This is a genomic window from Paraburkholderia sp. BL6669N2 (assembly GCF_003387275.1).
In the GTDB taxonomy this organism is placed as follows: Bacteria; Pseudomonadota; Gammaproteobacteria; order Burkholderiales; family Burkholderiaceae; genus Paraburkholderia.
Genome location: NZ_QUNA01000001.1, coordinates 2,739,650 through 2,761,809, shown reverse-complemented (window position 1 = coordinate 2,761,809; position 22,160 = coordinate 2,739,650). Strand labels below are relative to the sequence as shown.

18 protein-coding genes and 2 pseudogenes are annotated in these 22,160 nt (G+C 59.7%); 8 read left to right on the top strand and 12 right to left on the bottom strand.

From position 1 onward, the window contains the following. Positions 1-9: 9 nt before the first annotated feature. Genes B0G80_RS12480 through B0G80_RS12460 form a run of 5 tightly spaced genes read left to right on the top strand, consistent with a single transcriptional unit; the run spans position 10 to position 5,984 of the window. Positions 10-1,530 carry a sugar ABC transporter ATP-binding protein gene (locus B0G80_RS12480; RefSeq protein ID WP_116118197.1) on the top strand — a complete coding sequence of 507 codons (1,521 nt, stop codon included), beginning with the start codon at positions 10-12 and terminating at the stop codon, positions 1,528-1,530. After that, entirely contained in the window at positions 1,517-2,524 is a 1,008-nt protein-coding gene (locus B0G80_RS12475; RefSeq protein ID WP_116118196.1) for an ABC transporter permease, read from the top strand. Before B0G80_RS12480 ends, B0G80_RS12475 begins: the two co-directional genes overlap by 14 nt. Before the next feature lie 37 nt (positions 2,525-2,561). Beyond that, positions 2,562-3,659 carry an alcohol dehydrogenase catalytic domain-containing protein gene (locus B0G80_RS12470; RefSeq protein ID WP_116118195.1) on the top strand — a complete coding sequence of 366 codons (1,098 nt, stop codon included), beginning with the start codon at positions 2,562-2,564 and terminating at the stop codon, positions 3,657-3,659. 46 nt (positions 3,660-3,705) lie between these two features. Then, complete coding sequence (locus B0G80_RS12465; protein WP_116118194.1) at positions 3,706-5,250, top strand: FGGY-family carbohydrate kinase; 1,545 nt, start codon at positions 3,706-3,708, stop codon at positions 5,248-5,250. Then, the gene (locus B0G80_RS12460) at positions 5,247-5,984 is read left to right on the top strand and encodes an SDR family oxidoreductase (RefSeq protein WP_106284124.1); all 738 of its coding nucleotides are present in this window, start codon (positions 5,247-5,249) and stop codon (positions 5,982-5,984) included. Before B0G80_RS12465 ends, B0G80_RS12460 begins: the two co-directional genes overlap by 4 nt. A gap of 289 nt (positions 5,985-6,273) precedes the next feature. On the opposite strand, the gene B0G80_RS12455 is transcribed toward B0G80_RS12460, so the two are convergent. The 7 genes and pseudogenes from B0G80_RS12455 to tssG form a co-directional block, all read right to left on the bottom strand. Beyond that, positions 6,274-6,528: a PAAR domain-containing protein gene (locus B0G80_RS12455; protein ID WP_106284125.1), complete on the bottom strand. Its 255-nt coding sequence runs from the start codon at positions 6,526-6,528 to the stop codon at positions 6,274-6,276. A gap of 29 nt (positions 6,529-6,557) precedes the next feature. Next, on the bottom strand, positions 6,558-7,547 hold the full coding sequence (locus tag B0G80_RS45265; RefSeq protein ID WP_147309862.1) for a hypothetical protein: 990 nt from the start codon (positions 7,545-7,547) through the stop codon (positions 6,558-6,560). A 20-nt stretch (positions 7,548-7,567) separates the two neighbouring features. After that, positions 7,568-8,245, bottom strand: a complete 678-nt coding sequence (locus B0G80_RS45260; RefSeq protein ID WP_147308641.1) for a hypothetical protein — start codon at positions 8,243-8,245, stop codon at positions 7,568-7,570. A gap of 75 nt (positions 8,246-8,320) precedes the next feature. After that, positions 8,321-10,672 (bottom strand): peptidoglycan DD-metalloendopeptidase family protein, encoded by a 2,352-nt coding sequence (locus B0G80_RS12450; protein WP_116118193.1) that lies wholly within the window; start codon positions 10,670-10,672, stop codon positions 8,321-8,323. Between the two features lie 41 nt (positions 10,673-10,713). Next, on the bottom strand, positions 10,714-12,870 hold the full coding sequence (locus B0G80_RS12445; protein WP_116118192.1) for a type VI secretion system Vgr family protein: 2,157 nt from the start codon (positions 12,868-12,870) through the stop codon (positions 10,714-10,716). A 177-nt stretch (positions 12,871-13,047) separates the two neighbouring features. After that, complete coding sequence (gene tssF / locus B0G80_RS12440; protein WP_258878961.1) at positions 13,048-14,916, bottom strand: type VI secretion system baseplate subunit TssF; 1,869 nt, start codon at positions 14,914-14,916, stop codon at positions 13,048-13,050. Positions 14,917-14,961: 45 nt separating this feature from the next. Next, a pseudogene (gene tssG, locus B0G80_RS45830) lies at positions 14,962-16,005 on the bottom strand (type VI secretion system baseplate subunit TssG); the annotation flags it as partial. A 264-nt stretch (positions 16,006-16,269) separates the two neighbouring features. On the opposite strand from tssG, the pseudogene B0G80_RS47805 reads away from it, so the two are divergent. Further along, a pseudogene (locus B0G80_RS47805) lies at positions 16,270-16,366 on the top strand (peptide transporter); the annotation flags it as partial. Positions 16,367-16,456: 90 nt separating this feature from the next. Here B0G80_RS47805 and B0G80_RS12430 read toward each other — a convergent pair. From B0G80_RS12430 to kynB, 4 genes are all read right to left on the bottom strand, one after another. Beyond that, a complete protein-coding gene (locus B0G80_RS12430; protein ID WP_116118191.1) occupies positions 16,457-16,744 on the bottom strand; it encodes a hypothetical protein in 288 nt (95 codons plus the stop codon). A 435-nt stretch (positions 16,745-17,179) separates the two neighbouring features. After that, a complete protein-coding gene (gene kynA / locus B0G80_RS12425) occupies positions 17,180-18,112 on the bottom strand; it encodes a tryptophan 2,3-dioxygenase (RefSeq protein WP_116118190.1) in 933 nt (310 codons plus the stop codon). A 10-nt stretch (positions 18,113-18,122) separates the two neighbouring features. Next, a complete protein-coding gene (gene kynU / locus B0G80_RS12420; protein ID WP_116118189.1) occupies positions 18,123-19,373 on the bottom strand; it encodes a kynureninase in 1,251 nt (416 codons plus the stop codon). 33 nt (positions 19,374-19,406) lie between these two features. After that, positions 19,407-20,069 (bottom strand): arylformamidase, encoded by a 663-nt coding sequence (gene kynB / locus B0G80_RS12415; protein WP_116118188.1) that lies wholly within the window; start codon positions 20,067-20,069, stop codon positions 19,407-19,409. A 130-nt stretch (positions 20,070-20,199) separates the two neighbouring features. Between kynB and B0G80_RS12410 the strand changes: the two genes are divergently transcribed. Continuing rightward, positions 20,200-20,715 carry an Lrp/AsnC family transcriptional regulator gene (locus B0G80_RS12410; RefSeq protein WP_012434188.1) on the top strand — a complete coding sequence of 172 codons (516 nt, stop codon included), beginning with the start codon at positions 20,200-20,202 and terminating at the stop codon, positions 20,713-20,715. Between the two features lie 129 nt (positions 20,716-20,844). Here B0G80_RS12410 and B0G80_RS12405 read toward each other — a convergent pair whose 3' ends face one another. Next, positions 20,845-21,354: a flavin reductase family protein gene (locus tag B0G80_RS12405; protein WP_116118187.1), complete on the bottom strand. Its 510-nt coding sequence runs from the start codon at positions 21,352-21,354 to the stop codon at positions 20,845-20,847. Between the two features lie 257 nt (positions 21,355-21,611). Between B0G80_RS12405 and msrA the strand changes: the two genes are divergently transcribed. Next, on the top strand, positions 21,612-22,160 hold the full coding sequence (gene msrA, locus B0G80_RS12400) for a peptide-methionine (S)-S-oxide reductase MsrA (protein WP_116118186.1): 549 nt from the start codon (positions 21,612-21,614) through the stop codon (positions 22,158-22,160).

The following is a 22,160-nucleotide window of genomic DNA, read 5'->3' as shown; positions in this document are numbered from 1 at the left end:
GAGGACCCGATGGACACGATACTCAAGCTCGACAACATCACCAAAAGTTTTCCAGGCGTGAAGGCGTTGCAAGGCATTCACCTGGAAATCGCGCGCGGCGAGATTCACGCTTTGCTCGGCGAAAACGGCGCGGGTAAATCGACGCTGATGAAAATCCTGTGCGGCATTTATCAGCCCGATGAAGGCACGATCACGATCGAAGACGAGGCGCGTCATTTCGCCAACTATCACGATGCGGTGGCTGCCGGCGTTGGTATCGTGTTTCAGGAGTTCAGCCTGATTCCGTATCTGAACGCCGTGGAGAACATGTTTCTCGGCCGCGAACTGAAGAACGGTTTGGGCTTGCTCGAACGCGGCAAGATGCGGCGCGCGGCGGCGGCGATTTTCCAGCGGCTCGGCGTGACGATCGATCTGTCGGTGCCGATTCGCGAACTCTCGGTGGCGCAGCAGCAGTTCGTTGAAATCGGCAAGGCGCTTTCGCTGGAGGCGCGCATTCTGATTCTGGACGAGCCCACCGCCACGCTCACGCCCGCCGAAGCCGAGCATCTGTTCGCCATCATGCGCGAGCTGAAACAGCAGGGCGTCGCGATGATTTTCATCTCGCATCACCTCGAAGAAATTTTCGAAGTGTGCGACCGCATTACCGTGCTGCGCGATGGCCAGTACGTCGCCATGACGGAGGTCGCGCAATCCGACGTGGGACATCTCGTGGAAATGATGGTGGGGCGCCGCATCGAAAACAGCTTTCCGCCGAAGCCGCCGCTGCGTGCCGATGCGAAGCTCGTGCTCGAAGTCGACAAGCTGCAGTTGCTTAAGGACAGCCCCGTTTTGAGCTTTACGCTGCGTGAAGGCGAGATTCTCGGCTTCGCGGGACTGGTCGGCTCGGGGCGCACGGAAACCGCGCTCGCCGCGATCGGCGCGGACCCGGCCTACGTGAAGGAGATTCGCATCAACGGTACGGCGGCAAAGCTGTCCGATCCCGCCGATGCGTTGCGCGCCGGCGTCGGCATTCTGCCGGAGAGCCGCAAAACCGAAGGCCTGATCACCGACTTCTCGATCAAGCAGAACATCTCGATCAACAATCTCGGCAAGTATCGCTCGATGCGCTTCTTCATCGACCAGCGCAGCGAAGCGCGCGCGACCGCCGACATCATGAAACGCGTGGGCGTCAAAGCACCGAGCATGCATACCGAAGTCGCGACGCTCTCCGGGGGCAATCAGCAGAAAGTGGTGATCGCGCGCTGGCTGAATCATCACACCAACATCCTGATCTTCGATGAACCGACGCGCGGCATCGACGTCGGCGCCAAAGCCGAAATCTATCTGCTGATGCGCGAACTCACCGCGCGGGGCTACTCGATCATCATGATCTCGTCCGAACTGCCGGAGATCGTCGGCATGTGCGACCGCGTCGCCGTGTTCCGGCAGGGCCGCATCGAAGCGATGCTCGAAGGCGACGCGATCGACTCGAACGCCGTGATGACCTATGCAACTGCCGGCTCTCGTGGAGCAACACATGAACACGCCTAATCCTTCTTCTTCACCAAAGACATCCACTGTCAGCAGCGATACGCCGGGAGCGCCGGTGCGTTTCACGTGGGCCGCCCTGAAACGCTCGACGCTGTTCTATCCGTTCGTCGGCTTGCTGGTGGTGTGCATTGTGATGGTGTTCGCGAGCGACAGCTTCCTCTCCGGGGCGAACATCGAGAACGTGCTGCGTCAGGTGTCGATTAACGCGATCATCGCCGTGGGGATGACGTGCGTGATCCTGACCGGCGGCATCGATCTCTCAGTGGGTTCCGTCATGGCGCTGGCGGGCACGCTCGCCGCCGGGCTGATGGTGGCCGGTATGAACGCAGTGGCCGCGCTTGCGATTGGCGTCGCGGTCGGATTGGGCTTTGGCGCGGCGAACGGTTTCTTTGTAGCGTTCGCCGGCATGCCGCCGATTATCGTCACGCTCGCGACGATGGGCATTGCGCGTGGCCTCGCGTTGATCTACACGGGCGGCTATCCGATCGACGGCTTGCCCGATTGGGTCAGTTTCTTCGGCAGCGGCAAGATTCTCGGCGTGCAGGCACCGGTTGTGATCATGGCCGTGATCTACTTGATCGCGTGGGTACTGCTGGAGCGCATGCCGTTCGGCCGCTATGTCTATGCGATCGGCGGTAACGAACAGGCGACGCGTCTGTCCGGCGTGCGTGTGGCGCGCGTGAAGCTGATCGTCTACACGATTGCGGGTTTGACGTCCGCCTTCGCCGCCATTGTCCTGACCGCGCGTTTGATGAGCGGCCAGCCGAACGCCGGCGTCGGCTTCGAACTCGACGCCATCGCCGCCGTGGTGATGGGCGGCACGTCGATCTCCGGCGGGCGAGGCTCCATTATCGGCACGTTGATCGGCGCGTTGCTGCTCGGCGTGCTGAATAACGGCCTGAACATGGTCGGCGTGAATCCTTATGTGCAGAACGTGATCAAGGGCGGAATCATTTTGCTCGCGATTTACATCAGCCGCGACCGCAGAAAGTAACTCTTCAACGACTTCCACTTTTAAGCAGGACCATGCAATGACGACTCAATCCACAGACCACGACCAGCAGAACATGACAGCCATCGTCTGTCATGCACCGAAAGACTATCGCGTCGAACAGGTGTCGAAGCCTCGCGCGGGCGCGCACGAACTGGTGATCCGCATTGCCGCGTGCGGTATTTGCGCGAGCGACTGCAAATGTCATTCGGGCGCGAAGATGTTTTGGGGCGGCCCGAGTCCCTGGGTCAAGGCGCCGGTGATTCCGGGCCATGAGTTCTTCGGTTTCGTGGAAGAAATCGGCGAGGGCGCGGCCGATCACTTCGGCGTGAAGATGGGCGACCGCGTGATCGCCGAGCAGATCGTGCCGTGCGGCAAATGCCGCTATTGCAAATCAGGCCAGTACTGGATGTGCGAGGTGCACAACATTTTCGGCTTCCAGCGGGAAGTCGCCGACGGCGGCATGGCCGAATATATGCGCATTCCGCCGACGGCAATTGTTCACAAGATTCCCGACGGTATTTCGCTGGAAGACGCCGCGATCATCGAACCGCTCGCCTGCGCGATCCACACGGTCAACCGTGGAGAAGTGCAACTCGACGACGTGGTGGTGATCGCCGGCGCCGGCCCGCTTGGTCTGATGATGACGCAAGTGGCGCATCTGAAAACACCGAAGAAACTGGTGGTGATCGATCTGGTCGAAGAGCGCCTCGCACTCGCCCGCGAATACGGCGCCGACGTGACGATCAACCCGAAACAGGACGATGCGCTGGCGATCGTCCACTCGCTCACGGACGGTTACGGCTGCGATGTGTATATTGAAACCACCGGCGCGCCGATCGGCGTGAATCAGGGCATGGACCTGATTCGCAAGCTTGGGCGGTTCGTCGAGTTTTCGGTGTTCGGCGCGGATACCACGCTGGACTGGTCCGTGATCGGCGACCGGAAAGAGCTCGACGTGCGCGGCGCGCATCTCGGCCCGTACTGTTATCCGATCGCGATCGATCTGCTGGCGCGCGGGCTGGTTACATCGAAAGGCATTGTCACGCACGGCTTTTCGCTGGAAGAATGGGACGAGGCGATCAAGATCGCCAACTCGCTCGATTCGATCAAGGTACTGCTGAAGCCGCGCGCCTGAGCGTCGAACCCGGTCGGAGTGCGAGCGGCATATAAACGGAGACAGTATGGACTACGTCATCGGCGTCGATATCGGCACGCAGAGCACCAAGGCGCTGCTGGTCGATCAGCACGGCGCGATCGTCGCGCAGCATGCGTCGAGCTATCAGCCGGATACGCCCAAGCCGCTGTGGGCCGAACAATGGCCCGCGGTCTGGTTGAAGGCGGTGGTGGAGTGCATCGCCGCGTGCGTAGCCAAGGCGAAGGAGGCGGGCGTCGCGGCGAAGTCGATCAAAGCCGTGTGCGTGAGCAGCTTGTATGGCGGCTCCGGCATTCCGGTGGATAGCGAGATGCGGCCGCTTTATCCTTGTCTGATCTGGATGGATCGGCGCGCCACCGAGCAGGTCGAATGGGTGCGCAATAACGTCAACCTCGAACGGCTCTACACGATCACGGGCAACGGCGTGGATAGTTACTACGGCTACACGAAGATGCTGTGGCTGCGCGATCACGAGCCGGACGTGTGGTCGCATACGCGCTACTTCCTGCCGCCGAATGCGTACGTGATCTACATGCTGACTGGCGAGGTGGCGGTCGATCATAGTTCGGCGGGCAATATTGGAGGCATCTACGACATTGGCAAACGCGACTGGTCCGACGAAGCGCTCGACATGCTCGGCATTCCCGCGACGATGATGCCGGAGCGGCTGGTCGAATCGTCGGACGTGGTGGGCGGCTTGCTGTCGCAGTGGGTCGAGCAGTTAGGCCTCGAAGCGGGCACGGCGATCGTCGCGGGCGGCGTGGACGCAGCAATGGCGACGTTCGCGGCCGGCGTCACGCGCGCCGGGCAACATGTCGCGATGATCGGCACGAGCATGTGCTGGGGCTACATCAACCAGAACGTCGACGCGCGGCATGGATTGATCAGCATGCCGCATGTGTTCGACGGGCAACGCGATATTTATGTGTTCGGCGGGGCGATTACCGCGGGCGCGTCGGTGAGCTGGTATCGCGAGCAGTTCTGTCACGCGGAGATCGAGGCCGCGCGTGCGACGCCGCATGGCGATCCGCATCGCTTGCTGGAAGAGTCGGCAGAGAAAGTGCCGGCTGGTTCGGATGGCGTGATGTTCCTGCCGTATCTGATGGGCGAGCGCAGCCCGGTGTGGGATGCCAAGGCGAGCGGAGCGTTTATCGGACTGAGCCTGTTTCATACGCGGGCTCATTTGTACCGCGCCGTGCTGGAAGGCGTCACGTTTGCGCTGAAGCACAACATCGAGGCGGGGCGCAAAGGCGCGCAGTCGCTGGATGACAAACTGATCGTGGTGGGCGGCGCCGCGCATTCGGATTTGTGGATGCAGATTATCGCGGACGTTACCGGGTATCCGGTTTATACCATCGAGCAGGACGTGGAGGCGGCGATGGGGGCGGCGTTGCTGGCGGGCGTCGGTGTCGGGCTGGTGTCGCGTGAAGAGGCGCGGCGTGGATGGGTCACGCTGGTCGAACGCGCGGAGCCGAACGCACAACGGATGGCGTTGTACGAGCAACGCTTCGGCGTTTATACGGATCTGTATCCGGCGCTAAAGCCGATCATGCATCGGTTGCAGACATCATGAATGCTACTTTTGATTTTTCTGGCAAGTCGGTACTGGTTACCGGAGCTTCGAGCGGGATCGGGCGTGCGACGGTTGAGGCGTTGTGCGCGTCGGGCGCGAATGTGGTGGCTGCCGCGCGCAATGTGAAGGAGCTTGCGCGGTTGGCGGAGGAAACGGGTTGCGAGCCGTTGACGCTCGATGTGAGCGATGAGGCGGCTATCGATGATGCGTTTGGTTCGCTCGATACGTTTGATGGGCTCGTGAATTGTGCCGGGATTGCGTTGCTCGAGCGTGCTGTCGATACGACGGGTGAGAGTTTCGATCGTGTGATGGCGGTGAATGCGCGGGGCGCGGTGCTGGTGGCCAAGCATGTGGCACGAGGGATGATCGATGCTCAGCGCGGTGGCAGTATCGTTAATGTTTCCAGTCAGGCTGCGCTGGTGGCGTTGGATGATCATTTGAGTTATTCGGCTTCCAAGGCGGCGCTTGATGCTGTTACCAGGGCTTTGTGTGTTGAGTTGGGGCCGTTCGGGATTCGGGTTAATAGTGTGAATCCTACGGTTACGTTGACGCCTATGGCGGTGCTGGCTTGGAGTGATCCGGTTAAGCGGGATCCGGCGCTTAAGGCTATTCCGTTGCAGCGGTTTGCTGAGTCTGCTGAGGTTGCTGCGACTATTTTGTTCTTGTTGAGTGGTGCTGCTTCTATGGTTAGCGGGGTTTGTTTGGCTGTTGATGGGGGGTATACGGCTAGGTGAGCTTTTTTGATCGTGCGGTATTAGTTGGGGAGCAGTGGGGGAATTTTGCGGGCCGGCCGCCCCTTGCCGGTTCATCGGCGAAAAGCCACCTTCCGGTCCGGCCACGCGGCCCGAGTGTATTTGCCCGCCTGGCACGGCGGAAGCGTGCGGCGGTACAGGATTAAACGCATCCGGTAATTACGCGCCGGCCGTGCGCAAGCGGGGGGCATTGGATTCATCCTGTTGGTGCATTCCGCTCGATACTCGGTTAGCCGGCCAATCACGGTCGGCCTGATTCAGGGTCAACGACTCAATCGAGCATCCAGCTATCGTCGCCTTCGATCAGTGTGCCGCCGTGGCTGGTCATATCGCCCTTGCGGGCGACACCCGCGCCGCCGAATGTGGAGGCCGAGCCAGTAACGATGACCGCGCCGCAGCTTGTTTGATCGCCTATCCGGGCGACAGCACGGCCGTTGACCGTCACGCCACTTGCACCGCTGATGACAGTGCCGAACCCGTGCATAGGGCAGGAATGAAGATGACCTACGAGAGCGATGGGGCGCATAAAAACCTATATGAGATACCTGCAATGGATCAACGGCAAATAATTTTCTGAAAAACCGGGTATCTCGCAATTCGCCATTTGTCTGCAATATTTTCTGAAATATATGAGAAATGAGTGCGATACCGTTTCCCATCGAAACGGTAGATGGCGATATTGCTGCTCCCCATGTCTCCTCGGGCTTCGGTTTTGAGATCAGGAAGTCCGTTACACCAATGTCGTTTTTGATCGAAGGGACCGTCGTCAACGTGTAAAAGCTGGGTGGCGGTCGATTTTGACGACAATCTGAATATCCAGGACGGGGAATTTACCTGAGTGGACTCCATATCAATATTGCAATCCGCAAAAAGTAAGTCTTCGTGCCTGTTAGCACATATGCTTACCGATATGCCGCTTGCGCCGCATTGATCTTTGATGTTTTTTATAACTGCACGCGAGTTCCGAATCAGACCAGCGGCCGTATTGATATCAATCGCTTTCTTTATTTTGCATGTGTCACCTCCTGTATTTTCCAGCAAAGACTTGGAATTTCGATATACTGGTTCGAGTTTTACTATTATCTTTTGTAGGGTTGTCTTCAAGCAAGTCCTGTTTTTGCAAGATGCCAGTTTAGCATTCTGTGTCTGGACCGCTCGAAATAACGATTCTGGATCGTCTGAGGCAGCAATCGACGCGTACTGCAGGAAACTCGCCTTGAAAATCAAAGGGGGAATCCGGGCGTCTGTGCAGGTTCCCTTCGGATATCGTTCGCGGGCTTCCCGCACCATGCGCTGAACCTCAATGTCGCTTTCGACGGAAACGTCGTAACACGGCGAAAGTAGAATCTGCGTAGATACATACGCCGGAGAGAACTGACTTAGAGATGGAATATCCAAATCGCCTGCCGCTCTAACGCCAGGCAGCCAGCCGATGAAAATAATAGCCGCCAAAATTTTAATAGAGAGGATCGCGAAAGGGATTCTATTGTCAAGCGAAAATAATGGCGATGATCTTGAAAAATAACGTGACACAAGGAACTTCATATATATTGTCTGTTCGCGAGCTACTCTTCGTTGAATTGGATGGTTTTTATCATTTCCAATAAAATATTGTAGCTAAACCCACTGTCGAGATCAAAATCCTCTGCATTTCGTGTGACGCAATACTGTTGCATCGTCGCGCTTGACTTCGAATTTCCTATCACAATGCGAATGCACCGATTGACGGAAGAATATCGCTGACAATAATCAGGTGCCGTGATTTTTCTGTTGGAGTTTTTGTAGATGTCCTCTACCAACCACCCCCTCCAATTCCGGCCATTAAGTTTGATAGAGGTTGCGCTTGTTGCGACAGCGCACGCGGATGGGACTATTTTTCTAGTATGTACATTGCCATTCTTGTCAGCCACAATGAAGCTATCTTTTTTCCTCAGCATTTGATCAATGCCAACACGTCGAATATTTAACGATGGAATTCTTTCAACCCAACTGGGATCATGAATTCCGAACCCTTGTGGCGCGAGTGACAAAACGGTCCCGTTGTCGGATTTATATGATCCAAGGCAATCGAGAAGTTTTCCTTTGCCATCGGGAGACAGCGCGGAGGGAAGTTCTATCGAAATTCCACATGATTCGGATGGTTTTCCAGAAATCAACAGTTGATGGTCGGCATTTGACGCCGCAAAACTGGATATCCAAGTAGAGAAAAAAATCGTTGCGATCAGTATGCTCCGGGCTCGCATTTTTATTTCCTTGAAAGATGATATATAGCGGCTCGTTCAGTTACGAGGCGACATTAAGTTCGGTCTGAAATGGCATTACTCTTCCCTCTGCCTCATCAGCGAAGGGTCGGTCGGCATATTCGGTGCATCGCCAAGAATGAAATTCACGTAATGAAAAAACTCTCTACGCTGGGGAAGTCCGGTGCTGCCCCCATTAACTGGTGTCGTGATTGCGGCGACATTTGCATCAGCTACCCCTACGTCCGCACGACGATCGATATTCATCCCGCTTCGCAGGGCCCCGGTGTTGGGTGACTGCATTACCTTACTGATCCAGAAGTACCCGGCTGAATCGGCGACAGCGGTTGCATCGGAAGAAAGCAGTTCAGGATTGGGATCGGTCGTGAAGTCGCGTCCGCGAAAGCGGCTGTACGCAGCGTAACTGCCACGTCCGGTAAGATGAATTAGCCCCCGGCCGCGAAACCTTGCCCCATCGCCCGTTTGCGTATTTCCCATCGACACCGCCTTCTGTTGAACTTCATCCGGTCGTTGCGCTATATAGTCGGGTCGATTTCGACCGTGCAGAAACCCCATCGCTTGTAGCCAATCATGTTTGTGATCGAAGTCGTCCCCAGCCTCCTGCGGAGTTAACGCTTCGTACATCGTGCGGAAATACCGGCTGTCGCCAAGCTCAACCGTTGCTCTTAGCGCTCCGGTTTCTTTGAATATTTGCGCTAGGAAATGGGCCTGTCTTTGAGGAGTCGAAAAGCCATACTTCCTCCACATGCGATTTATCGCCGTATGCATATCCGGAGGCATGAAACCGTGGTCATTGTTGCCTGAATGCCATCGGTTTTGCGCCGTCTGCCATGGAATTTCTCCGCCTGCATTGGGACTGGACCGTTTGGGCAATGTCTGTGTCAGCTCTCGAAGGCTCCGCCATCCGCACTTCTTGAACATCTGAATAAACCGCCCCGGATGAAAGTGGTAGTGAACCTTGCCCAGCGTCAGCCCCTGTGCCTGAGCGTCCTCCCAGAAGGCCAGCGCTGCGTGGTGCTGTTTGAGCTTCGTATAGGCGTCTGGACTCAGACAGCCGGTCATTAGCGCGGAAGCCGGCAGATCATTCGGATCAGTACCCTTGAGCCAGCCCCAGCGCGTATCGAAGTCGTCACGCGACCACTCTGTCGGCATCTTTACAACGCAATAACTGAGCCGTTCCCGCATCGGACCGTCAAGGCTGCGCGCGTAAGCTCGCGCAATGCGTTCGCGCTTTCTCTGCGCCTGCTGTTCGGCTGGCGTCGGCGCGGCTGCCCCGCTTGTGGCCGCTGGCGGACTCACAGCCGGCGGTGCGCCCGGGTCAAGCAGGGCAATCAGCACATCGGAATCGCACCGGCTGTTGCCGTCTGTATCGTCGTCGACAAACGTCCACCCCAGCCAGTCGGGGAAATCCGCATCGCTGTAGACTCTGACGCCGGGACCATTCAGATTCGCATACACAGCCGTGTGATCGACCGGTGAGTGAATCTGCCGGATGTGCGGCAGGCGTCCCTGATAGAGATCTGTCGCTGCCGGTGCATCTGGGCCGATCACCCGGCCAAAGCGCAGCATTTCATAGCCTGCGCTGGGGCATCCAGGATAGCGCCGGGTGGCACGCTCATACAGGCCGTAGGCATCTTCCGGCGTCGCCGAGCCAAGCACCGCGCCCCGGATGCTGCGTGTGGTCAGGGTGATCAAGCCAGTGGACTCTGTGATACTTACGATCGCCGGCTCCGTTGTCGTCGCCTGCACCGGCACCTGCCACGCGGGATGGGCTGCCGAGCCAACCGATGGATCGCTGGCATAGAGTTGCGTACCAACCGGCAACACGACGTGAATGTCGCCCCACAGACTATTGGTTCGCCCTTGTTCCGCTGCCAGCGGCCCGTGGTTACGCCCCATCAGTGCCACGACGCTGGTGGCGTCGGCGACGATCTCGAAGTGGATACGGTTCGGCTGGCCGTAGATCGCGCCAGATAAACCGATCGCGTCCTTGCGGTACACCCTGCTGCCGCGCGTCACCTGGGTCGTGTGCATGTGCTGGTAGATCGAGTAGAACTCGACGTTCACCCCTTCGCCAATCTCCGTGGCGTGCTTCAGGATCACTACACCGTTACTCGTCCAGCCCTTGTAGTACAGCAACGGATGCGCCGCGATGACCGCTGGATCGTCATGATGCTGCGGAATGTCATCACTGCCACGCGCGAACACGACCTCGCCGTCGGCAATCGCGCACACTGGCTCCGAGCTGTCCGCATTGCCCTGCGCTTCGAGATGGATGCCTCCATGCCAGCCAAATTCGCGGCTGACGGGAAACGCGCCCTTGCCACTGCGTTCGCCCAGGGTCGTGACGGGTTGCGTTGAGTCGTCCTCATGCGCGGCTGCGCTGAGGAAGGGTTGGCTGATCAGCATCAGGTTTCCTATTTTTTTGTTCGTCTGTTTTGGGAATGGGTTTAGTCCGACAACGGCACATGGCCCGGGTCGAGCAACTGGCCCGGCAGTGGAATGCCATGCATTCCGGGCACTCCCCCCGAGCCATCCTCCTGAGTTAAGGCGCCTTTGAGCTTTATCGCGATGCCCTCGATCGTGACGCCGCTACTATCAATGGTGAAGCTGCCACCGGGTGCCTTGATGACCAGTCTGTCGCTTGCCTGAAGCTCATATATCTGTGTGCGGCGCGCGATGGCCTGCCCCGCCCGAAGCTGATGACGACCCTGCACGACATGCTCCGCGTTCCCGCCGGTTTCGATCTGGTAGTCGGCCGCAATCCGGTCCCGCCGGCTGTTGCCCACGTTCTCCACACGGTCCTTGCCGATCGTGACCGTCTGGTTCCGTCCGACCGACACGGTATCGTCCAGCCCGACACGGCGCTGGCTGTCATGTGCAATATCGACCTGCTCGTCGTTGCCAACGTGGCGCGCGCGATCATGGCCCACCGTAACGGTCTGGTCGTGCTCGACCGCATGCACCTCGTCGTTTTCTACCTCGGTACGGAGGTTTTTCTCGGCATGAATCCATACTTCTTCGCGGCCCTTCTTGTCCTCGAAGCGAATCGCGTTAGCGGTGCCATAGCCGCCCTCCTTCGTAGAGCGCGATAGCGTCCCGCTCTGCGTCGCGTTATCCGGTAGCTTCCACGGCGGCATGCTCATCGCGTTGTACACGCGCCCGGTCACGATGGGCCTGTCCGGGTCACCGTTTTCGAAGTCGACAATAACTTCAGTTCCAACCCGCGGAATGTTGATGCCGCCGAAGTTACTGCCCGCCCACGGATAAGACACGCGCACCCAGCACGACGAATTCTGGTCATTCACGGGTGACCTATCCCAATGAAACTTCAGCTTCACACGTCCGTACTGGTCGGTCCAGATTTCACTTCCCGTGTACCCAGTCACGATCGCCGTCTGCGGACCCGTTGTGCGCGGTTTGCTCACAGTGCGCGGTGGCCGGAACATCGTGGTCGCCGGCTGCACTTCGAAAGTCGTATTGACCCGATACTGGCCTTCGCCGGTTACTTCGCCGATCTCCTCGGCATCTAGCCTGACGCGGATCACCAGGTACTCGCGGTTCGCCGCTTCCTGCGGATAGCTCGCCAGCGTGAATGTCGTGCCGCACACCACATCGCGCAGGTTGCCTCGGCCTACGGCGCGTTCTCCCCGAGCGCGGATTTCCTGCATGCGTACACGCGCGAACTGCTCGCCCTGCTGCGGATCGGTATAGTCGCCCGGCCATTCGTAGACTGTCAGATCGTTATGCCGCGTGCCCTGCGGCAACGCATTCTGTACCGCCAGGTTTGCGCTCGGCTTCGTGAAGTCGAAATCATCCGTCGTCCAGATTCCCGACTGGATGCTTTCGGTCGTGTCGAAGTGGCTGACATATTCGGCGTCGATCTTCCTGTCAGGCGGGAGGTACTGCAACGTGTGATACGCCTCGCTGACCACGCGCCTGTGCGCGCCGAGATTATCGACAAGCACCATCCGGTGCACGCCGTTCGAGTGCTCGAAGAACCAGTAAATTCCGTGTTCTTCCATGAGCCTCTGAATGAACGAAAAGTCCGACTCACCGTACTGCACCTGATAGACGAGCCTCGGATACGTGCCGCCCAGGCGCTTGACGTACGAGTACATGTAGTTGCCTTTGAGTACCTCGTCGATAATCTCGACCACCGAGCGGTTTTGAAAGATTCGGTAGTCCGTGCGCTGTCCGGCGAGCACGATCCACGGCTTGAGAATCAGCCGGTAGTGGTACTGCCGGTTTAGCGGCGCAACCAGACTTGCCGCCGTGACGATGCCGCTGATTTCCCGTTCACCCTTGCCGATATTCGCGGCGCCTGCGGCACCCGCGACGCCCGAATGGAAGGTGCCCATCCCGTCGAGCTGGACGGTCACGGTCAGCTCCTTGCCGACCATCGCCTTCAGGTCCAGATTGGCCGCGGCGCTGTCGGGCAGCAGCGGACTGAGCGGCGTGACCAGTCCCAATTCATATTCGTAGATCTTCGAAAGCGCTTCCTCTCCCCTGAACGAGCGTATCAGGAGGGCAGGTTCGCCGTTGTCCAGCTTCGGCAGCGCGGCGCCGCTAACGGTGAAGGTACGTGGAGTCATGAAGTTCAACATAGGCTCGATCCTCCGTGTGAACTGGATCGGTCGCCACTCATGAGACGAATCCTGTTGTGCCGGGCGCGCAACGCCCTGCGTTCTGTCATGCGTGTCTGCATCAATCGTTTTCCGTGAACGCCGTGCGCCGTATCGATCGCCCCGGCTGCCTGCCATGCCTTTTCCCTGCGGTTCTACTCATGCAACGCCCCGCGTGCCCATACGCACCGGCCAGGTCGCCACAGGGCCTCGCTGCGTCGAGCGCAGTTCGGTCTCGATGAACGAATGGGCCGATGCACCTCGCGCGAGAAACCTCTCGAGAATCAGGCCGAACAGGTAGGGGCTCACGCCATGGAAACCCGCTTCGTCGACCGTGAGCACGCACTCGGCGCCGCAACCAAACATGATTTGTCCATCGGCCGGGAGCATGCGCGTGACCGTGCGCACGCTGACATCGACCAGACTGTCGATCATCTGCCGGTAGACCTCGTCACCTGGCGCGAGGAACAGCCCTAGCAGATTGCGCAGGCCCGCGGCCGACGGGTCTTCCAGAGCGAGGTAACTAAAGTTCAACTGGCGGATCAGCCGCCAGGCGGTTTCCCGCTCCGCATACGGTGCGCGTGGCACACTAGGTGAACGAATCAGGCCCACGCACAGAACCGGGGCAGATTCTTCGAGCGTCAGATCGTCGCGCCCGTCTGGCACGATCAGGTTCGGAAGTTCACGATTGGTCAGCAACGCGCTGAGCGTGAGGTACTTCATACGCTCGCCGTAAGGTTGCCCGTCGTGATCGACCAGTGAGACCGAGGTTTGCGTGCCGATGTAGGGCGTGCGTGTGCCATAGCGGCGGCGTGACAGTTCCGGCGCAGAGCGGCGTTCGCGACGCGAGGTGAAATAGCGCCCGTGGTTGCCTTCATCGTTCGTCAGTGGCTCGTGCAGCGGCCGGAATTGGAGCGGTGCCGATGTCTCGCTGACCTGACCATGTAGGGCCTGCACGGAGAACACTTCGTAGTCGAGCGGCTGGAGTGCGTTCGGCACCAACTGGAATTCGGTGCCGGATTTCGGCAACTCGACGGGATCGGATGTGCGAGGAAAAAGGTTGATGACCGGCGTGCAGAAAAGCGCGAACTGCGAGGCATCGACCTGGTCCGCCAGCGGGTCGGTGTGTCGGTCCAGCAGCACGACGACCTCCACCTCGCGGCCACGCACCTGACGCAGGCCAGGTGCGAGACCGGTCAGCGTGAAGAAGTAAAAACGCGACGGACATACGGAAAACTCGTGCAGCAGATTGTGTCCATGAAATTTCGACCCTGCGAGCGGCAGGAGGCTCTGTCCCGGATCAAGCCCTTCATGCACCACCGCATCGCGGCTTACCGCGTGAAACGGACTGCCGGGCGTGCCGAGGTTTTCCGGCTCGCCGGTAATCGACGCGACGGCCGCAACGTGCAGCAGTTCGAACAGGCGCGACGCCAGCCGTTCTTCCCCGGCCAGGTACACGGGTAACCGGTCCAGTCCCTGCAAGTCGGCGATGCAGGCTTCGCTGGTGGTACGCAGTCTCAGACGCAGAGCGCCGCGCACGTTGGTATGTCCACGCGCATACCGGTCGGGCGCGGGAATATCAGGAGGAATGCCGGTCAGCCGCGCGCTTACGATTTCGAGCGGATACAGCGTTACCTCCTGGCTGCTACGAAACTCGCACGCCGTGGTTTCACCGTCGGGCACGCGACTGATGAAGGTGGCGCCGCGCGCAATGCGGACGCCCTCGGCGAGATCGCCTTCCGCATCGTCTGGATACAGCCGCGCCACCGCCATCGATGGCGTCGGCGCGAGGTAATTCGGATAGAGGCATTGCAGCAGGGGGCGCGTGAAGTCGGGGAACGCGGCGTTCAGTTTCATGCGCATGCGGGCGGACATGAAAGCGAATGCCTGGACGAGCCGCTCGACATACCTATCGCCGATTTCACCCGCCTGCATGCCCAGACGCCTGGCGATTTTTACATGCGCCTGCGCGAATTCGGCGGCAAGTTCGCGCAGGTACAGCAACTCCTCGTTGTAGTACGCCAGCAGATCACCCGCGCCGGTTTCCGGGCGCTGACGGTACGGTACGGATCGCCTCGCCAACTGCTCCACGTACTGTTCCGGTTCGAAGCGCATGCCGGTAATCGGCGCATCCATGGGCGCCTGTCCAAGCCAGCTGGACCAGCCGAGTTGTTCTGTTCCACCCAGCACCGCAGGCGGTGCGCCCTGTGGCTTGATGCGCAGTTCCAGTTCCCACCGGTAGCCGCGCCCGACAAATTCCCTCACGCATTCGACCAGCTTCGGCAGGTCCACGCCCTGCGCCGTGAAACGCAGATACACCTGCAAGTCGAGCGGCCCCAGGACAATGCGGAACCGGTGCTGGCGGTCCGGCACCTGCTCGCCGAGCATCGCGCCCATCGCAAGCGTCGAAGACTCCACGGGCTTGCCGAGATAACTGTGGCTGGCCGGCGCCATTTCCAGCCAGTGAAAGACGTATTCCTCGATTGCGACGGGTACGCCGAAGTACTGCTCAAGCGTCGCGCGCAGGCCGTCGGGATTACGCGCTTCGCGCACCAGATGCGCAGAGGCGGCGAGGCGGGCATGGCCAGGAAACGGCCGGCCGGCGATTTCATCGGGATCGTGGCCGGCGAGGCTCGCGACAAAAAAGGAGAATGTTTCGTCATCCTTCCGGTCGAGCCCCGCCGCCGCCTGGGCGGAGGCCCACGCCCGGTACAGCAGAGTCAGGTAGCGGTGGTGAAAGATGTCGAGGAAGTTGACGAGCGTCGCATCCCGCCGGTTCTGCTCACGCTCGCGTGCAATCTCGGTGATGTGAATCGGCAGTGGCCCGTTCGGCCCGAGCATGCCCAGACTGAGAAGCCGTATCTTCAGACGCCCGTTGACCTCACGCACGTCGGCAATCTCGCGCGGCGCGAATGCGAGGCTTGGTGCCTGGCCGAGACGGAACGGCTCCGCCTGCGGACGCCGCGCGGTGCCGACCGGGTCAATGCGGGGATCGGCGCCGATACGGCGCAGCAGGGAAATAAACCCGTAGCGCCAGGGTTCGGCCATCAGACGTTCAACGCTTTCCGGTGAAAGCGCCACGCCGGGCATGGGCAGATCGAAGCGGGCGCGCTCCATCAGGTCGCGTCCCCTGCACACCGGTGCATGATTCCGGAGGCGCGCGCACGCAGGCAGGCGGGCCTCTGATCGTGAGGAGAGAGCAGGTGTGGGTTCATGCCCTGATTATTCAGGGCGTCCGATTCCGATGTCTATGGGACGCTCTCAGACGAATACTCTTTCCATCCCGATCTGACTCATAAAAGTTGCCAGGAAACGTCCGAATGATTTCAGGATGGCGGCGCAGTTCGAGAAAGCGGCGGGGTGCTGGCGAAGTTGGCCGGCCTCTCCTATGACCTGTTCGCTGACACGCCGATATGAGCCGTCAGGCTTTCCGACCGCGCGCGTGACGGTCGGATTCCAGTTGACGGCACAGTTCTGAATGTCAATGTGAGTGCTTGACCGGCGACCCTCTGTGCGCGACCCGCGCACTCCGCAAACTTCTGCCGTTACGTCGCGGTCATTCAGGTGTTCATTGCCTGTCGCTACCAGCGAGAACGCTACCATCGCCGGCGTTCGCCTCGCTGCTATACCGTTCGGCGGCATCGGCGAGCGCGGTCGCCAGTTTCGTGAAATCCGCCTGCCGCTTCTCCCCGGTCGCAAGGTACGTTTGCGCCGTTCTCGCGAGTGCGGCCAGATAGCCGAATTGTTTCGAGTGCGTTTTGCTCAATGCGGCGGCTTCCTGTGCGATCTTTTCAACCGTGATCTGCGTACGGGCGCGGCGCGGTTTACTGGATGATGCGTGACCCGATCTGGTCATGGTGCGATTTCCGGGGTGTTCCTGAATCGCCCACGAGTCAATCCAGGGCCCAGCACACCTTCGAAACGAGCGCCGTTATGTGGTATCGCCGAGGCGAAGCCGACGGCCCCACCGGACACAGAAAAGCCCGAGGGTTTTGGTCCGACCGTTCCGGCGAGCGCGGAGCGCGAGGCGGGAAGAATGAGCGCTTTGTCACAGACTTGGAATGTGCGAGAACACAGATTCCAGATGCACCACTACCGCAACTGTGCGGGGGCCCCGCTTAAGAATTAGCGGTGTGAGCCGCTTTCTCTTGCCTACTTCTCTTTGCGGCGGCAAAGAGAAGTAGGTGCCGCCCCGCACAGGGGCAACGCTAATAGACCACGAACAAACCAAGGAAAGGCCAAAACCCCCAGGATCACAGAAAAAACCAGGCGCCACGCGCAAAAAAAACCACTACAACACAGTCCTCACATGCCAAAGCTCCGGAAACAAAACCACATCCAGCATCTTCCGAAGATAAGTAGCCCCACTAGTCCCCCCAGTCCCTTGCTTAAACCCAATAATCCGTTCAACAGTAGTCACATGCCTAAACCGCCACTGCCGAAAGGCATCTTCAAGATCAACAAGTTCCTCGGCCATCTCATACAACTCCCAATGTTGAGAAGGATTCCGATAAACCTCCAACCATGCCGCTTCAACAGAAGCATCATGCACAGTAGGCTGAGTCCAATCCCGCTCCAGCCGGGAAGCTGAAATAGCAAACCCGCGCCGAGCGAGCAACCGAACAACCTCGTCATAAAAAGAAGGCGCTTCCAACGAACTCTTAACCTCCGCCAAAACATCAGCCCGATGCGCATGCGGCTTCAGCATCTGCTCATTCTTATTCCCGAGCAAAAACTCAATCTGCCGATACTGATAAGACTGAAACCCGGAAGAACTCCCCAAATAAGGCCGCATCGCCGTGTACTCAGACGGCGTCATAGTCGCGAGAACACTCCAGGCCTGCACGAGCTGCTCCATGATCCGCGACACGCGCGCGAGCATCTTGAAGGCCGGCGGCAACTCATCCCGACGCACGGCCTGCAGCGCCGCCCGTAACTCATACAAAGCAAGCTTCATCCACAACTCGCTCGTCTGATGCTGAATGATGAACAGCATCTCATTGTGATCCGGCGATAGCGGATGCTGCGCATCCAGCACCGTCCCCAACGACAGATAATCGCCGTAGCTCATCGAGTCCGAAAAGTCGAGCTGCGCATCATGCCAGCCATCGCCTGAATCGGCGGCCGGGGAAGCCACGTTAGAAGCAACTGCCCCATGCCCGAACGGACATCCCTGCGCCGGTTTCTCTTCAGGCAGCCCCGGTGTTTGCATGTGATCGGTCATTGCGCGCTCCTCAGGTCACTGCGCCGCGTGCGGCGAATTCAGGTGCGCGCCAGGTTTCCTTCACGAGCACCTCGCGCAGCGTTTCTACCGCGTCCCACACATCGACAAAACGCGTGTACAACGGCGTAAAACCAAACCGCAGCACATGCGGCTCACGATAATCGCCAATCACCCCACGCGCGATCAGCGCCTGCATCACCTCATAACCCCGCGGATGCTCGAAGCTCGCATGCGAGCCGCGCTGCGCATGCTCACGTGGCGTGACGAGCTTCAACGGAAATTCGCTGCAACGTGCCTCGACCAGTTCGATGAACAGATCGGTCAACGCCAGCGACTTCTTGCGTACCGCCTGCATATTGGTTTGCAAAAACACATCGAGCCCGCATTCGACGAGCGACATCGACACCATCGGCTGCGTGCCGCACAAAAATCGGCCGATGCCATCATCCGGCTGATACGCCGGATCCATCTTGAACGGCGCGCGATGTCCCCACCATCCTGACAGCGGCTGCGCAAATTCATTTTGATGACGCTTGGGCACCCACACGAACGCGGGCGAACCCGGCCCGCCGTTCAGATACTTATACGTGCAGCCCACCGCATAGTCCGCGCCGACGCCGTTCAGATCGACCGGCACCGCGCCCGCCGAATGCGCCAGGTCCCACAGTGCGAGCGCGCCTTTATCGTGGATCAGCCTGGTGAGCGCGGCCATGTCATGCATGTAGCCGGTGCGGTAGTTCACGTGCGTGATCATCGCGATGGCGGTATCGTCGCCGATCGCGGCAGGCAGTTCGGAAGGATCGTCGACGAGGCGCAGTTCATAACCGCGATCGAGCTGCTCGATCAAACCTTGCGCGATGTACAGATCCGTCGGGAAATTCGAGCGCTCGGAAACGATCACGCGACGCTTGGGATCGCGCGCATTCGCTACGCGCACGGCCGCCGACAGCAGCTTGAACAGATTGATCGAAATCGTATCGGTGACGACCACTTCGTTTTCGGCCGCGCCGATCAACGGCGCAAGCTTGTTACCGAGGCGGCGCGGCAGCTCGAACCAGCCGGCGGTGTTCCAGCTACGAATCAGGCCTTCGCCCCATTCCGCGCCGATCACGGTCTGCGCGCGCTGCGCGGCGGCCGCGGGCGGCACGCCCAGCGAATTGCCGTCCAGATAGATGGTGGTCGGCGAAAGCGCGAACTGGTCGCGCAGCGTCGCCAGGGGGTCGGCGCTGTCGAGCGCCAGTGCTTCGTCACGGTGGTTCATGGTGATTCCGTCAGTCAGATCAGGGATGTTCGTTCAATGGGAGGCGGGCCGAGGCTCGGGCGCCGATTCGGGCAGCGCGCGCAGAACCGCGCGCACCGGACTCGCATCGAGCGTGGTCAGCTTGAGCGGCAGCGCAATCAATTCGTAGTCGCCGGGCGGCACGTCGTCGAGCACGATGCCTTCGAGAATTGCCATGCGATGCGCGCGGATCCGGTGGTGAGCATCCATCGTCTTCGATTCCTGCGGGTCGAGCGATGGCGTGTCGATGCCGATCAGCTTCACGCCGCGCGCCGCCAGCAGATCGATGGTGTCCGGCGCGACCGCGCAGAACGCGCTGTCCCACGCGGTAGTGGGCGCGATTCTGTAAGTGCGCAGTAAGACTCGCGACGGCAGGTCGTCGAGCGAGCCGGCCAGGTGTTGTGGCGTCACAACAGGCGATGCGCCGATGCAATGAATCACGCGGCATCGGCCGAGGTAGGCGTCGAGGGGGACTTGGCCAATTGCGGCGCCTTCGGCGTCGTAGTGCAGCGGCGCGTCGGTGTGCGCGCCGGTGTGCGGCGACAGCGTCAGCCGCGCGACGTTGACGGGCGAGCCCGCCTCCATGCGCCACACGCGCTCGATGCCCACCGGCGTGTCGCCGGGCCAGACGGGCGTGGCGGTATCGAGGGCGGGGGTGATGTCCCAAAGTGTTGGCATAGTCGCATCGGCGGTTTGTGTCTATCCGGGAATGATAGGTGGCCTGCCGCGAAATGTGATTGCGAAAAAATCTCCTTCTGCGCCGTGTCTTGGAACATAATTTGATTCAAACGGGAAAGGGAGACCGAATATGAACGCGATCTCGCTCGACGCCACCGATTGCCGTATCTTGACGGTGCTTCAGCAAGAAGGACGGATCAGCAATCTCGACCTCGCGGAGCGCATTTCGCTCTCGCCGTCAGCCTGTCTACGACGCCTGCGCCTGCTCGAAGAGCAGGGTGTCATCGAACATTACCGCGCATGTCTCAATCGCGAAGTGCTGGGTTTCGAACTGGAAGCGTTCGTGCAGGTGTCCATGCGCAACGACCAGGAGAACTGGCACGAACGCTTTGCGGAAGCGGTGCGCGACTGGCCGGAAGTGGTCGGCGCGTTCGTCGTGACCGGCGAGACCCACTATCTGCTGCGAGTCCTCGCGCACAACCTCAAACATTATTCGGACTTCGTGCTGCAGCGTCTCTACAAGGCGCCGGGTGTGATGGATATTCGTTCGAATATCGTGCTGCAGACGCTCAAGGAAGATTCAGGCGTGCCGGTTTCGCTGGTGAAGAAAACCGGCGGACATAGCGCCGCGCATAACGATCGCTGAGTGAGTGACTAGGCAACGGCGCGTCGTGGGGCGCAGCGATTTTTTTATTCTCGCGGTGAGCGCCGCGCGCCGCCTGTCATTGCCAGACCGCCCGAACCGTTCGCGCCGCCTCGCGACCCGGTTCAGCGTTCAAAGCGGGGCGAGTCCGTGAAATGAGCCGTTCTGAAACACCAGCGGGGACATCTCCGCGGCATTCTCGTGCACGCCGCAGCGCTCCACTTCGCCGACAAAAATCACGTGGTCGCCTTCTTCGTAGCGGCTGCGGTTATGGCATTCGAACCAGGCGAGCGCGCCGTCGAGCACCGGCATGCCGGTGTCGCCTTCCGCGTGCGACACGCCTTCGAAGCGATCGCCCTTCACGGTCGCGAAACGCTTGCACAGATCGAGTTGCGACGAAGCCAGCACATTGACCACGTAGTGGCTGTTGGCGCGGAACACCGGCATCGACGCCGAGCGCGTGGCCAGACTCCACAACACCAGTGGCGGATTGAGCGAAACCGAATTAAATGAGCTGGCCGTGATGCCGATCAACTGGCCGGACGCCGCTCGCGTTGTAATAACGGTGACGCCGGTGGCAAATTGGCTGAGCGCCTGTTTGAAGGCGTTCTGGTCGAAGTTGGGCGGGCTGGCGCGCTTCATCGGGCGCTGGTCCCTGGCGCAAACTGGGGGAGCGCCGGGCCGAACCCATCTCGCGTGCGGCTGGAAACAAATGATTCGAAAGTCATAGTGAAAATCGTCGATTTATCCCAATTTTAACTGCAATCGTGGGGGATCGGCCGCGACCCCCGCCGGTGAATGAAAAAGCCGCTAAGCTGGAAGGCTCGGATAGTGGCATGAGCGTTGCGTCGAACAGTGGAACGGCAGCGGCCGACTATGTGTTTCAAGGAGCAAGCAGCATGAGTCAGACAGGCGAAGTCGCCACCCTGGGTGGCGGGTGTTTCTGGTGCCTCGAAGCGGTGTACCTTGGCGTCGACGGCGTGAACGCAGTGGAGTCGGGCTACGCGGGTGGCAAGACGCAGCGTCCAACTTATGAGCAGGTGTGCGACGGCGAAACCGGCCACGCTGAAGTCGTCAAAGTCGACTTCGATCCGGCGAAGATCAGCTATCGCGAGATTCTCGATATCTTCTTTGCGATCCACGATCCGACGCAGTTGAACCGGCAGGGCAATGACGTGGGCACGCAATATCGCTCGGTGGTCTTCACGCATTCCGACGCGCAGCGGGAAACGGCGTTGCAGGCCATTCGCGAGATCGGCGAACAACGCCTTTACGACGGCCAGATCGTCACGCAAGTGCTACCGCTCGACGGTAATTATTGGCCTGCCGAAGCCTATCACCAGAACTATTTTGCGCAGCACCCGGATCAGGGGTATTGCTCGTTCGTGGTGGCGCCGAAGGTCGCGAAGTTTCGTCAGAAGTTTGCTCACCGGATCAGGGCGAGCTAA

Coding starts and splice junctions, on each gene's coding strand:
- B0G80_RS12480 (WP_116118197.1), top strand. CDS start 10: ATGGACACGATACTCAAGCTCGACAACATCACCAAAAGTTTTCCAGGC.
- B0G80_RS12475 (WP_116118196.1), top strand. CDS start 1,517: ATGAACACGCCTAATCCTTCTTCTTCACCAAAGACATCCACTGTCAGC.
- B0G80_RS12470 (WP_116118195.1), top strand. CDS start 2,562: ATGACGACTCAATCCACAGACCACGACCAGCAGAACATGACAGCCATC.
- B0G80_RS12465 (WP_116118194.1), top strand. CDS start 3,706: ATGGACTACGTCATCGGCGTCGATATCGGCACGCAGAGCACCAAGGCG.
- B0G80_RS12460 (WP_106284124.1), top strand. CDS start 5,247: ATGAATGCTACTTTTGATTTTTCTGGCAAGTCGGTACTGGTTACCGGA.
- B0G80_RS12455 (WP_106284125.1), bottom strand. CDS start 6,528: ATGCGCCCCATCGCTCTCGTAGGTCATCTTCATTCCTGCCCTATGCAC.
- B0G80_RS45265 (WP_147309862.1), bottom strand. CDS start 7,547: ATGAAGTTCCTTGTGTCACGTTATTTTTCAAGATCATCGCCATTATTT.
- B0G80_RS45260 (WP_147308641.1), bottom strand. CDS start 8,245: ATGCGAGCCCGGAGCATACTGATCGCAACGATTTTTTTCTCTACTTGG.
- B0G80_RS12450 (WP_116118193.1), bottom strand. CDS start 10,672: ATGCTGATCAGCCAACCCTTCCTCAGCGCAGCCGCGCATGAGGACGAC.
- B0G80_RS12445 (WP_116118192.1), bottom strand. CDS start 12,870: ATGTTGAACTTCATGACTCCACGTACCTTCACCGTTAGCGGCGCCGCG.
- B0G80_RS12430 (WP_116118191.1), bottom strand. CDS start 16,744: ATGACCAGATCGGGTCACGCATCATCCAGTAAACCGCGCCGCGCCCGT.
- kynA (WP_116118190.1), bottom strand. CDS start 18,112: ATGACCGATCACATGCAAACACCGGGGCTGCCTGAAGAGAAACCGGCG.
- kynU (WP_116118189.1), bottom strand. CDS start 19,373: ATGAACCACCGTGACGAAGCACTGGCGCTCGACAGCGCCGACCCCCTG.
- kynB (WP_116118188.1), bottom strand. CDS start 20,069: ATGCCAACACTTTGGGACATCACCCCCGCCCTCGATACCGCCACGCCC.
- B0G80_RS12410 (WP_012434188.1), top strand. CDS start 20,200: ATGAACGCGATCTCGCTCGACGCCACCGATTGCCGTATCTTGACGGTG.
- B0G80_RS12405 (WP_116118187.1), bottom strand. CDS start 21,354: ATGAAGCGCGCCAGCCCGCCCAACTTCGACCAGAACGCCTTCAAACAG.
- msrA (WP_116118186.1), top strand. CDS start 21,612: ATGAGTCAGACAGGCGAAGTCGCCACCCTGGGTGGCGGGTGTTTCTGG.